This window comes from Alteribacter lacisalsi (assembly GCF_003226345.1).
GTDB lineage: Bacteria > Bacillota > Bacilli > Bacillales > Salisediminibacteriaceae > Alteribacter > Alteribacter lacisalsi.
This window is the reverse complement of the sequence record NZ_PDOF01000003.1, coordinates 232,522-245,634: the sequence shown is the minus strand read 5'-3', so window position 1 is coordinate 245,634 and position 13,113 is coordinate 232,522. Positions and strand designations below refer to the sequence as shown.

Sequence of the window (13,113 nt, the reverse complement as noted above, 5' to 3'; positions counted from 1 at the left end):
GAAGTCTCACTTCCTGCGTGAAGCTGTGCTTATAAACAAACTGCTGTGTTATTTAGGCTGCCGATCGCGCGAAAAATGATGTTTCCGAAAAGAGTGTTTACAAAAACCACGCAGGCTCTCAGAGCCTGCGTGGTTTCAGCTTTTCTATTTCATCTTTATCAAGCAGGGTAAGCTTCCATGCGGAAAAACCCATATAGCATGTGGGACATTGGAACGGAAACGAGACTGCCTTATTTCGGGCAGCTTCCTTAACATCCGGGCTGTCGGGTCCGTATGTAGCTACTGCAATTTCGTTCCACTTGCTGTCTTTGTGTATGGAGCGGCAGTTCGGACATTGAACGTATTCTTTTTCATTTAAAGGACTGGCCTTGAAAAGTTTAAACATCTATGACACCTCAGTATGTTTTCGTTCTCCCATAGCTATACTATGTCACTTTTCGTCTTTTTCAAACAGTTTTCGACACAATCGGTGGAATAGTCTTGTCGATCTTTCATATGTGTGGTCCTAATGGGGGGATCCTGATAATCTTAATAGGACTTTTTGTGTTTGTTTAAGGTAATGAAAGTTTAAATTGAAATTGAAGGATGGGAGTCGGGCAGGCACGTGTGAAGGAGACGTAATGCAAGGGAGGAAAGTAGGTGTCTTTTTTTAACTATTCTCCTTTAACCGACTAATTCCTTCTTTAATATGTAAAAATATTATATTTTATTGATGCTTTTTGACTATGAATAGCGCAAGGTGGGGTCTGTCGCGGCAGAATCGTCAGATAATTAGCCCTGAAGCGTTCTTTCTGATAAAATAAAAACAATTCAGTCGGACCGCTGTTTTTTTTATCTTTGCAGGGACGTTCCCTGACACGCGGGAACGATTGAGTCCCTATTTGCGTCCCGGTCAAGCCATAATTTGCCCTGGCTCCGGCATCTTACATAAAAGAGCCTGGTTTTTAACGGGGTATGCAGGGGTAAAAGCAATACAGCGGTCTGGTAAAGGACATAATACCAGTACAACGAGAGAGGATGATTTGATGCACGAAACGACAGATAACCGTACATTACTGAGAAACGACGTGAAGCGCCTCGGTGCGATTCTCGGCAACGTCCTGAAGCAGCATGGCGGAGAAGAGCTTTTTGAAAAAGTCGAACGTATTCGCGAAGCGGCAAAAGAGCTTCGCGCCAACTACACAGATGAATCCTATGAGCAGTTAAAGAAGGAAATTGAAAGCCTTGAATCACCAACGCGCCAGCATGTGATTCGGGCATTCTCCACCTACTTTCACCTCATTAATATAGCGGAGCATAACCACCGGATCCGCCGCTCCCGCCAGTACCAGCTGGATGATGAAGAGCTCCAGCCATTTTCGATTGAGAGCGCGGTGCGCGCGATCAAGGATGGTAATTACCCTGAAGATGTGATTCAGGAAGTTCTGGATGATCTTTCAATTGAACTGATTATGACGGCTCACCCGACTGAGGCTACAAAGCGGACTATTCTTGAAATTCAGAAGCGGATTTCCACGATAATTCAGAAGCAGGACAACCCGCTCATGACCCGGAAGGAACGACGCCGTCTTGACGAATCACTTGTGAACGAGGTCACTGCTCTCTGGCAGACCGATGAACTGCGCCAGGTGAAGCCTACGGTCATCGACGAAGTGAAAAACGGCCTTTATTACTTTGATACGACGCTCTTCAGCGTTCTCCCGGCCCTTCATCAGGAACTGGAAGATCAGCTCGATGACTATTTTCCAGGGCATACGTGGCGTGTGCCGAACTTTCTTCACTTCGGATCCTGGATCGGCGGCGACCGTGACGGCAATCCGTTTGTGACGCCTGAAGTCACATGGGAAACGCTCAAGCTCCAGCGCGGTCTTGCGCTGAAAAAATACGAGGAATCCCTTACGGAGCTCATGCGACGGTTCAGCCAGTCTTCCAAATACGTCCCGGTGAGTGAAGAACTCCGCGAGTCCGTGGAAAAAGAGGAAAAGGCGTACATGCGGCGCGGGGAGACGTGGAAGCTTGAGACGGAGTATTACCGGCGCAAATTCGGGATCATGCTTAAACGTCTGCGGAATGTGGATAAATCCAAGTCAGGCTATGACTCAGCTGAAGAATTGCTTGATGATCTGAAAATGATTAAACGCAGCGCTCTAGAGCACAACCAGCCCGGCCAGAAGCTGAAAAAGCTTGATAAACTGATTCGTCAGGTCGAACTGTTCGGTTTCCATCTGGCTACTCTCGACATCCGTAACCACAGCGGTGAGCATGAAACGGCGATTGCGGAAATTCTGAAGATGGTCGGCATCGCCGATGACTACAGCAGCCTGAGCGAAGATGAGAAGCTCAAGGTATTAAACGATGTGCTGCAGGATCCCCGTCCTCTTATGCTTCTGCACGAGGACTATTCCGAAGAAACCCGGGAGATCTTCAGAGTATTTCAGCTCATTAGAGAAGCACATGACACGTTCGGACCGAGGTCGATTGAGGTTTATCTCGTCAGTATGACCCAGTCGTCCAGTGATCTTCTGGAAGTGCTCGTGCTTGCAAAAGAAGCAGGTATTTACCGGCTGCATCCTGACGGAAAAGTCGAGAGCGGACTGCACGTGGCACCACTTCTTGAAACGGTAAACGACCTGATTGCCGGCCCGGAGATCATGAAGACACTGTTTGAAATGGACGTGTACCGCAATCACATTCACCAGCGCGGCAATCACCAGGAGATCATGCTCGGCTACTCCGATGGAAGCAAGGATGGGGGTACACTGACGGCTAACTGGAAGCTGTTTAAAGCGCAGCAGGAAATTCACGATACAGCCAGCCAGTTCGGCGTCGGTCTGAAGTTTTTCCATGGACGAGGCGGCTCACTCGGACGAGGCGGCGGCCCGCTTAACCGGAGCATTCTCTCCCAGCCGGCCCAAACGCTAGGTGACGGAGTGAAAATTACCGAACAGGGTGAAGTGCTGTCTTCACGCTACATGCTGAAGGATATTGCCTTCCGGAATCTCGAGCAGGCGGCTTCAGCCCTTCTGGAAGGATCTGCAAAAGCCAAAGACGGAGTGCAAGAAGTGAAAGCAGAGTGGGACGCGGCGATGGAGGAAATCTCCGGCCATTCCCTGCAAAAGTACCAGGGTCTTGTGTTCGGTGACGAGGACTTCCTCACGTACTTCAAGCAGGCGACACCGCTCAGGGAAATCAAGGAGTTAAATATCGGTTCCCGCCCGACAAGCCGGAAGGGAAGCGAAAGGTTTGAAGACCTGCGTGCCATTCCGTGGGTATTTGCCTGGACACAGTGCCGTCAGAATCTGCCGGCCTGGTATGCAGCGGGGACCGGACTTTCGGCATTTGCTGACAAAGGTGAAGACAACGTGAAACTTCTTCAGGAAATGTACGAGAAGTGGCCGTTCTTCCAGGCGACAGTCAACAACCTCCAGATGGCCCTTATGAAAGCCGATCTCCAAACGGCAAAAGAGTACGTAAACCTTGTGGAGGATAAGGCTGTCGGAGAACGGATCTTCGGGGACATCAGCGATGAATTCCACCGTACCAGGGACGTATTGCTGCGTATTTCCGGAGGCGAAGACCTTCTCGCGCATACACCGAACATCCAGGGATCGGTTCACCGCCGGAATCCTTACGTGGATCCGCTCAGCTTCCTTCAGGTTGACCTGATCAAGAAGCTGCGTGCATCAGAGGAACACTCAGAGGAGCACCTGACGGAAGTGCTGCTCACCATCAGCGGTGTGGCGGCAGGACTTGTGAATACAGGCTGATCAAATGTCTGCGTAATGCTCGGCATGCTCTTGGATTTAACGGGGGAATCTCCTTACTTAGCAGAAGTTCGGCCATAACTCATGAGCAAAGTGGAGATATGTCCTGACTTCTCGAAAGTTCGGACATAACGCGTTGGCAAAGTGGAGATATGTCCTGACTTCTCGAAAGTTCGGACATAACGCGTTGGCAAAGTGGAGATATGTCCTGACTTCTCGAAAGTTCGGACATAACGCGTTGGCAAAGTGGAGATATGTCCTGACTTCTCGAAAGTTCGGACATAACGCGTTGGCAAAGTGGAGATATGTCCTGACTTCTCGAAAGTTCGGACATAACGCGTTGGCAAAGTGGAGATATGTCCTGACTTCTCGGAAGTTCGGCCATAACTCGTGAGCAAAGTGGAGATATGTCCTTACTCGGCAGCTCTTAAGGCAAAAGTGCGGAATCCTTATATGAAAATAAATTAAGACAAAAATGGCTCCCAAGTGCTGGGAGCCATTTTTTCTATGAGTAAACCTGCTGTCAATATACTAACTCCTCCATCACGTGCATGTCCGACATAATCCTTTCCGATTATGAATAGAAATACTTTTAGAGACAACCGTGCCAGGCAGGGAGGGGAAAGCGATGCTCAAAAGGCGGAGGCGAGGGCCGTCAGCCGGTTTTGTGCTTATGACACTCGTCACGATTGCAGTCGTGATTTTTTCGTGCTACCTGGTTTTTACAGCTGGAGCAAGACAGGCTGCAAAGGTAGTTGAAACCTTTTATACTCTTGAACAGGAAGGGAAGTTCTCCTCATCCTGGGAACTTTTTCATTCGAGCATGCACAAACGTTTTACCCGCGAAACGTATATTCAGGACCGCTCCCATGTCTTTATCAACCATTTCGGTGTCGATACATTCACCTTTGATCTGACCTCGCCCCGTAAAATCAGCCATTGGCAGAAGCATGAGGAAGCGGTGGCGATGGATGCCTATAAAGTGATTGCTACGAAAAAATACAGAGGTAAATATGGTTATTTTGAATTTGTCCAGCATGTATATGTAGCAGAAGAAGACGGGGAGTGGAAAGTTCTCTGGGATTTTAATGAACAGTAAAAGAATTAAATAAGTACACTTTTTAGTCAGTAAACCCTAGGCTCGCGGCACCGCGGCGGAAGGCGAGCAGATGGCGTTCAGAGGAGCTTCGGAAAACTGACGGAAGGGTATACTCATTAAGAATTATAATAAAAACCGGGGGGCGGATCATGATGCTGATCTGTCCCCCGGCTTGTGCTGCTGGCGCATCCTTATTCATCATCGAAATATTGTTCGGTGTGCCCGATTAGTTTTTCAGCTGATTTATCAATGTACTCTTTTCCGTAAGCATCTTCCAGAAGAATAACGCGGTAGTCGTCATGATCTTCGTGATGAACGAACGTCGGCAGTATATCAGGCCGGGACAACTCGATGCGGGAGTCACCGCCCTGCTCAATTTTTCGTACATTTAAGCGCGCAATCCCTCCGATATCGGTGTATTCAAATACCTGGCCGGAGAGGAAGTTTCCGAGGGAGTAATAGACGATTGCCTCCCGGCCGTCTTCATCCTCAAGCCACTCCATCGGCTGGAGCACATGTGGATGGTGCCCAATGATAATGTCTGCACCTGCATCGACCATTACCTGCGCCAGGCGCTCCTGCTCGGCGTTTGGTGTGCGCACGTATTCATCTCCCCAGTGAGCGTGAACAACGACCACATCGGATTTTTCCCTTAGTGCAGCAATTTCGTCCGGCAGATCAGGGTTGTCCAGAAGGGACACGCTGTACTCATGTCCCCGGGGGATCGGAATGCCGTTCGTGCCGTACGTGTAGGAAAGAATCCCGAAATCAATCCCGTTCACATCAATGATCCTGTCCGTTTCCCGATCCTCAGGGCTTTCAAAAATACCGGTGTAATCCATTCCAATATCATTGAGGTGGTCAATGCTGCTGTAGATCCCTTCCAGTCCCGCATCGAGAGAGTGGTTGTTGGCAAGACTCAGAAAATCAAAGCCCACTGTCTGCAGGTCCGTTGCGATCTGGCGGGGGCTGTTAAAAAGAGGGTAGGTGGACAGGCCGATGTCCGTTCCGCCGGGCATTGACTCCTGATTGGCCATTACAAAATCAAGTTCCTGTATGTACGGTTCAATCTCCTCGAGCATCGGCAGAAAATCGTATCCGCCGTCCTCCGTTTCCGCGTCATCGTACACACGTGCGTGAAGAAGGACATCGCCTACAGCCCCGATTCGGACGTCAGTAATGACTGGACGGGAAACATCTCCGCTGCGTTCTGCAGATGCTTCACCGCTTCTTGTTCCCAGTTCATCTGCATATACGGGTTCTTCTGTCTGAAAAATAGTGATAAACACGATGAAGGCTGCGGAAGAAAGAAGGAATGCGGTGAAAATAATCCCTGTTTTTTTCAATTGTTTGGCCTCCTTGTCAGGTTTTGTCATCATTGTATCATTATTAGCTAGTTTTGTTACGGTAAGATGACAAAAACCTCTGCCATTACCGTCAGAGGTTTTACGGAGTACACTATTTTTCAGCAGATTTTCAGTTTTTCTCCGGAATGGCGGCGCGAATCCGGTCGATCAGCGCACTTGCCGTGGCATTTTCCTTGTTGCCCATCTCGAGCAGTTCCGAAAGCAGCAGTTTCAGATCGTCCTGTGAAAAAACACGTTTTTCTAATTCCTTCATAATCCTTCCCTATCCCCCCCTCTTACAATTTATATCTTCCTATTATGGTAGATTCTACTTTATATCTATAGAAAAAGATAAGAGTTTTACAGAATATTTACCCGTCTTTTAACAATTTAACCCTGTCAGAAAAGGACATTTTTACTTTAAAACAGTAAAGTGTTGAAAATCGGCAAAATTACTAGAGCAGATTATGAGTATTTGTCAAGCATACTTAAGTAGTATAAAAAGGTACTAAAGTCCTGTAAATAAATTGAAAATGATTTGAAAGCGCTTATTTGGGATTGAAAACCTATTTTTTTATTCAGAACAATGCCGAAGTCACACTCAAAAAACAGTTTTCTTTGTCGAAAAGATAGGACCATCTTTTACATAAATTTTCACACTTGAAGATACTATTCTAAATTTATTGAAAATTAGCACGACAAGGAATATGATAATTTTGTAATTTCCTAGACGGGCAAATTGACGTAAAAGGAGGGAATGGGAGATTTGCCGCCTGTCTACAAAATAAGGAGGGAAACAATGTCGTATAAGAAGAGAAAGTTGATGCGTGCAAGATTTGCCATGCTGATGATTTTCCTGCTCGTCATGACGCCGTTTGCCACAGTCGCCGATCAGGCTGGAGCTGCTGGTAACGGAGATATCATAACGATGAAGGACGCGAACGAGAAATCGGCTGCTGAAAAAATCGAAAACTCGGTTATGACGCAGTTCGAAACGGAAGAATTTGTAGAAGTACTTATTGAAATGACCGAGCAGGTCGACACAGCTTCTGTTGTTGCTGATCTTGAAGTAAACACAGCAACGACGCCTTATCAGGAAAAAATGTCAAAGCGCTACGCCGTTTTTGACGCACTTTACACAACTGCAGAAACAACGCAGGCTGAACTCCTTTCCACCCTGGAAGCAGGACAGGAAGCGGGAACAGTTAAAGATATCAACAGCTTTTACGTAATGAACTACGTATACGCTGAGGTAACAAAAGAAATGGCTGAACAGCTTTCCTATCGTCCAGAGGTAGCAAGCATTCAGGAAAACAGCTGGATCGAAGCTGACCTTCCTGAACCAAGCACGGATGATGTGGAAATCCAGGACATCGGCTGGAACATCGACATGGTAAACGCACCGGAAGCCTGGACTTTGGGCTCAACTGGTGAAGGAATCACGGTTGGTGTAATCGATACTGGTGTTCAAAGAGACCACCCGGCTCTTCAACATCAATACCGCGGGTACGATCCTGAAACTGGTGAGTATGATCACGAGTACAACTTCTTCGATGCCGTTAACGGTCAGGAAGAAGCTTACGATGATCATAATCACGGTACACACGTTGCCGGTACAGTAATGGGTGCCGAGCAGAACGGATCCAACCAGATTGGGGTAGCCCCTGGTGCAAAATGGATCGCAGCAAAAGGTCTTTCTGCCACTGGTGGCGGATCCCAGGCTGATCTTCTGGCTTCCGGTGAGTGGATGCTGGCTCCGACAAGTGCTGACGGAACACCAAACCCGGCCATGGCTCCTGAAATCGTTCAGAACTCATGGGGCGGACAGCCTGGTATCAGCGAATGGTACCGTCCACTTGTACAGGCTTGGAGAGATGCCGGTCAGTTCCCGGTATGGTCTGCAGGTAACTCCGGACCAGGAGCGCAGACAGTAACGCCTCCGGCCAACTATCCTGAAAGCTACGCTGTTGCAGCAGTTGACAGCAATGCTGCACTTGCAAGCTTCTCAAGCCGTGGACCATCCAACTATGATGGCGACCAGAAGCCGAACATCTCCGCTCCTGGTGTAGCCATTCGCTCTGCTGTTGCGAACGGCGGATATGCTAACTTTAACGGAACGTCAATGGCTTCACCGCATATTTCCGGTGCAGCTGCGATTCTTCTCTCTTTCGATGCGGGTCTTTCAGTAGACGATCTTGAGGATATGCTGAATGACACTGCTGAACCACTGACAGACAGCCAGTACACAAGTGTACCGAACGACGGTTACGGCGTCGGACTTCTTGATGTAGAAGCGGCTGCTGAGATTGTTGCCGGCGGAATGGGCGCAATCACAGGTCACGTTCTTACTGGTGGCGACGACACTGAGCCGCCTGTAATCGAAGACTATACTTCTTTTGACGAAGCTTACTCCGGACTTGACATCCCTGTATACGCAACCGTTTCTGACGATGTTGCCGTTACAAGTGTTGTCATTGAAGTAAGCCACGAAGCTCATGACGACAATGCGATGGTTGAAATGGACCGGATCTCCGGTGACCACCTTCACGGTGAGTATCGCGGAGAAATTCCTTACGAATACGTACAGGAACCAGGTTTTGAATACCGGATCATTGCGACAGACTTCGGCGGTAACACCACTTCAACTGACTGGTATGACGTAGACGTCACGTTCGGTATCGTTCCGGACAACTACTACCAGGACTTTGAGAACAACCCTGTTGGCTGGTCTCTTGACGGGGACTGGGAGTGGGGCGTACCGACTGCAGGACCGGAACCGGTTACAGGATCCCGTCTTCTTGGTACAAACCTTGACGGAAACTACACGGATGGCAACGTATCAACGGCTATGCTTCCACCAGTTGATATGCGTGATCAGGATCAGGGATCCGTACGTATGAACCACTGGTACGACATTGAGCAGGGCTACGATACTGCTATGGTTGCCACAAGTGGTGACTACGGTGAAACATGGGATGTTCAGTACGAATTCACTGGTCAGGACCAGGAGTGGAGAAACCTCTACGTAAACCTGGATGACTATGCAAACAACGAAGCACCGGTTCTTGTGGCATTCCAGCTTCAGACCGATGTGGATACGAACTACCTTGGCTGGTACCTTGACAACGTTTCTCTTGTAGGTGAAGACCTTGATGCACCAAGCGCACCTGAAGATCTGACTGCTGAGCAGTCCAACATGGGAATCCTTCTTGACTGGTCTGCTTCTCCTGAAACAGACACAGAAGGTTACAACGTTTACCGTTCCCACGATGATGCAGATGATTTCGAACACATTGGCACAACGGGATCAACGTATTTCCATGATGTAGATACTGAAGGTGGCGAAGAGTACCACTATTATGTAACTGCATTTGACTTCAGCGGTAACGAAAGTGAGCCGTCTGAAACTGTATCTGCAACCGCACCTTTCGTGGTAGTTGCGTACTACAGCGACTTCCAGAATGATGACGGCGGCTTTACAGAAGGTGGAGTTGACAGCACTTGGGAGTGGGGCGAACCGACTTCAGGACCTAACGAAGCATATGTTGGGGACAACCTGTGGGCGACAAACCTTTCCGGTGACTACAATAACAATGAAGACAGCTGGCTAATGAGTCCGGAAATTGAGCTTGGTGAAGAGCTTTCAACAGCAACACTTCATTTTGCTTACTGGAAGGATGTTGAAACAAACTGGGATTATGCTTACCTTGAAGTCTCCAGCGATGGTGGGGAGACCTGGACCGAGTACGTAGAGTACACTGGACGTGAGCGTGTGTGGGCTCACGAAGAGCTTTCTCTTGATGGTTACATCGGTGAGGACATCCACATTCGAATCGCATTTGATTCAGACTTCATCATTAACGACACAGGAATGTACATTGATGACTTCCTCGTTCTTGCATCTACTGACGGAGAACCAGAAGCAGCAACGCCAATCGAGCGCTCTGCGGCTGCCTCTGACAAAGATCGTACAGAAGTTGGATTTGTAACACCTGGAAACAGCTATGAAGCTGTTACAAGCCAAATGACAGTGACTGACGACAGCGGTCTTCCGCTTCAGGCGACAGTTACATCTCTTGACACTGGACGTACGGTTCATACGAACCCTATGGACGGATCCTACCTCATGACGCATCCGGCAACTGATGGTGAAGCGATCACCCTTCAGGCTGATGCATACGGCTACTACAGCGAAACAGCTGACGTGGTTGTTGAGGCTGAAGAAACAGTAACACAGAACTTCATGCTTGATCCGAAACCACGCGGTCATATCGCTGGTGAAGTTGTCAACGAGCGTAACGGTGAACCAATTGCAGGTGCAACAGTACGTGTAATTGAAGACACGAACGTTCCTACAGCAACTACGGATGAAGACGGCGAGTTCATGATTGAAGATGTCATCTATGGTGAGTACACTCTCCGCGTAACTGCCGAGAACTACCACCCTGCAGAAGTAACTGTAGAAGTTGAAGGCGGCGAAGTGACAAACGTCACTGTCGAGCTTGCTCCATTTATCAGTTACGACGATGAAATTGCCTATGATACTGGTAATGCAGAGAACGCTGTTGTTCTTAACGCAGCCGGTAACGGTATGGGTGTCCGCTTTACTCCGGAAGGATCTGCGGAAGTCCGCGGTACAAATATCTACATCTGGGGCGATGACTGGCCGGTACCGGGCGGTAACGTGACTCAGATCGCAGTATATGAAACAAACGCTTCAGGTACGCCGACTGGCAGAGCCATTGAGCCATTTACAGTAGAGGTTGAGCGTGGTGGATGGAACTATATCGACTTCGGTGACGATGCGTTTGTTACTGATAATGATTTCATCATCACAACTATTCAGCCGTTTGCCGGTACCCAGTCTCCTGGTGTAGCGACAGACGAAGAGCAGCCAAATGCTGAGCGCTCTTACTTCTATATCGGCGGATCTTTTGAGCCGGAAACGCAATACGGAAACTTCCTGATCCGTGCGAACGTTGGGTACGCTCTTGAAGCTCCGGTCATCACATCTCCTGACGACTGGACGTACACGAATGAAGACTCTATTGAAGTAACAGGTCATGTTCAGACAGAAGCTGAAGTCACTGTCTACAACAACGAAGACGTTGCGGCTGTTGTTGACACAGACGAAGACGGACACTTCTCCGCGTGGGTGGATCTTGACGAAGGTCAAAACTCCATTTACGTTGAAGCAACTGTCGACAGCGGTGTGTCTGATCCATCAGACTCCGTAATGGTAATCAAAGATACTCAAGCTCCGGACATTACGATTGAAACTCCGGAAGACGGTATGGTAACTAACAATGAAGTTGTTACTGTGAGCGGTACTGTTGACGAAGAAAACCCTGATTGGGTAACTGTGAACGGTGAAGAAACTGAGCTTGCTGAAGACGGTTCTTTCTCCGAGCGCATTATCCTTGAAGAAGGTGAAAACACAATCACAGTTGAAGCGATGGACCTTGCAGGTAACCACGCTGAAGAGTCTGTGACCGTGTATGTCGACCTTACAGCTCCTTCAATTGACAATATCCAGCCTGAAGATGATGTTCATGTTCAGCCTGGTGAAACAGTAACAGTTTCCTTCGACAGCAATACTGAAGGTGGAGATGCAAGCTTTGTAGTCGCGATTCCAAGCGCCGGTTACGGAGTGGATCATGACCACCGTGTAGCAATGGAAGAAACAGAGCCAGGTCATTACACTGGTACTTGGACTGCTCCTGAAGCACAATTCGAAGGCGGAGTTGTTGAAATTACGCTTGAGGATGCTGCAGGAAACAAATCCACGGCTTATGCTGAAGGTACAATCACAGTTGGAGAAGCTGGACCATCTGTTGACCGTATCTACGGTGACAACCGTTACGAAACAGCTGTTCAAATCAGCCATGAGTGGGATTCTTCCGACGTTGTTGTTCTGACAAACGCAACAGCCTTTGCTGATGCCCTTGCCGGAGCGCCACTTGCCCATCACTACGATGCACCGCTTCTTCTGACTAACGGTTCCATTCTGCCTGATGTTACGGCTGATGAGATCGAGCGTCTTGGAGCAGAGCGTGTAATCGTACTTGGTGGACCAAACGTCATCGACCATGGCGTAGTTACAACTCTTGAAGGAATGGGTCTTAACGTTGACCGCGTATTCGGTCAGAACCGTTACGACACTTCCTACGAGATTGCAAGCTACCTTGGAGACAACATGGATGTGAATGGCGCAGTTGTTGTCAACGGCCATAACTTCCCTGATGCTCTGAGCATCGGTTCCTACGCTGCTCAGCACGGAATGCCAATCCTTCTTACAGGTGCCGGCGAGCTTTCCGGTCCTGCAGGACAGGCTCTTGACTCACTCGGTGTTGACGAAGCGGTTATCGTTGGTGGCTATACAGCAGTAAGTCAATCTGCTGAGGATGCTATCTCCGGTATGGGAATTGACGTTGATCGTCTTGCCGGTGATAACCGTTACGCAACGAACATTGCTGTAACTGAGCACTTTGCACCGGATACGGATCACATGTACGTGGCAACAGGCCTTGACTTTGCTGATGCCCTTGCAGGTGCTCCACTTGCCGCACAGAACGGAAGCGGAATTCTTCTTACAGGATCCAGCGTCCACAGTGTGACAGCTGATTACATCTCCGGATCTGATCTGCATCACCTCACCATCTTCGGCGGTCCTAACGCCGTAAGTGAAGAGGTTCAGAACGAGCTTCGCATGCTGCTTCACTAAGAATCAGCTTAAAACGCAGTCCCTTCGGGGGCTGCGTTTTTTATGTATATAATAGAAAATAACCGGAACAAAAGTCCTTTTATAATCTGGCAATCTATCTAACTAAATGCCTATTCATGCACTTTGCTCTCCTACAAACGGTGTGAAAGCGCTTAATTTGTCAAAAAATGAACAAGAATC

General features: G+C 48.5%; 6 protein-coding genes. 3 read left to right on the top strand and 3 right to left on the bottom strand.

The genetic code is table 11. The features are described from left to right. Positions 1-118: 118 nt before the first annotated feature. Positions 119-385 (bottom strand): hypothetical protein, encoded by a 267-nt coding sequence (locus CR205_RS16100; protein ID WP_110521170.1) that lies wholly within the window; start codon positions 383-385, stop codon positions 119-121. 640 nt (positions 386-1,025) lie between these two features. Between CR205_RS16100 and ppc the strand changes: the two genes are divergently transcribed. Together ppc and CR205_RS16090 are read left to right on the top strand one after the other, a co-directional pair. Next, entirely contained in the window at positions 1,026-3,767 is a 2,742-nt protein-coding gene (ppc, locus tag CR205_RS16095; RefSeq protein ID WP_110521169.1) for a phosphoenolpyruvate carboxylase, read from the top strand. A 625-nt stretch (positions 3,768-4,392) separates the two neighbouring features. Further along, positions 4,393-4,863 (top strand): hypothetical protein, encoded by a 471-nt coding sequence (locus CR205_RS16090; RefSeq protein ID WP_110521168.1) that lies wholly within the window; start codon positions 4,393-4,395, stop codon positions 4,861-4,863. A 191-nt stretch (positions 4,864-5,054) separates the two neighbouring features. On the opposite strand, the gene CR205_RS16085 is transcribed toward CR205_RS16090, so the two are convergent. Continuing rightward, the gene (locus CR205_RS16085; protein WP_161524810.1) at positions 5,055-6,209 is read right to left on the bottom strand and encodes a CapA family protein; all 1,155 of its coding nucleotides are present in this window, start codon (positions 6,207-6,209) and stop codon (positions 5,055-5,057) included. Between the two features lie 130 nt (positions 6,210-6,339). Next, positions 6,340-6,483, bottom strand: coding sequence for a hypothetical protein (locus CR205_RS20335; RefSeq protein WP_161524809.1), 144 nt, complete (start codon positions 6,481-6,483; stop codon positions 6,340-6,342). 525 nt (positions 6,484-7,008) lie between these two features. On the opposite strand from CR205_RS20335, the gene CR205_RS16080 reads away from it, so the two are divergent. Beyond that, a complete protein-coding gene (locus tag CR205_RS16080; protein ID WP_161524808.1) occupies positions 7,009-12,933 on the top strand; it encodes a cell wall-binding repeat-containing protein in 5,925 nt (1,974 codons plus the stop codon). The last annotated feature ends 180 nt before the right edge of the window (positions 12,934-13,113 follow it).

Coding starts and splice junctions, on each gene's coding strand:
- CR205_RS16100 (WP_110521170.1), bottom strand. CDS start 385: ATGTTTAAACTTTTCAAGGCCAGTCCTTTAAATGAAAAAGAATACGTT.
- ppc (WP_110521169.1), top strand. CDS start 1,026: ATGCACGAAACGACAGATAACCGTACATTACTGAGAAACGACGTGAAG.
- CR205_RS16090 (WP_110521168.1), top strand. CDS start 4,393: ATGCTCAAAAGGCGGAGGCGAGGGCCGTCAGCCGGTTTTGTGCTTATG.
- CR205_RS20335 (WP_161524809.1), bottom strand. CDS start 6,483: ATGAAGGAATTAGAAAAACGTGTTTTTTCACAGGACGATCTGAAACTG.
- CR205_RS16080 (WP_161524808.1), top strand. CDS start 7,009: ATGTCGTATAAGAAGAGAAAGTTGATGCGTGCAAGATTTGCCATGCTG.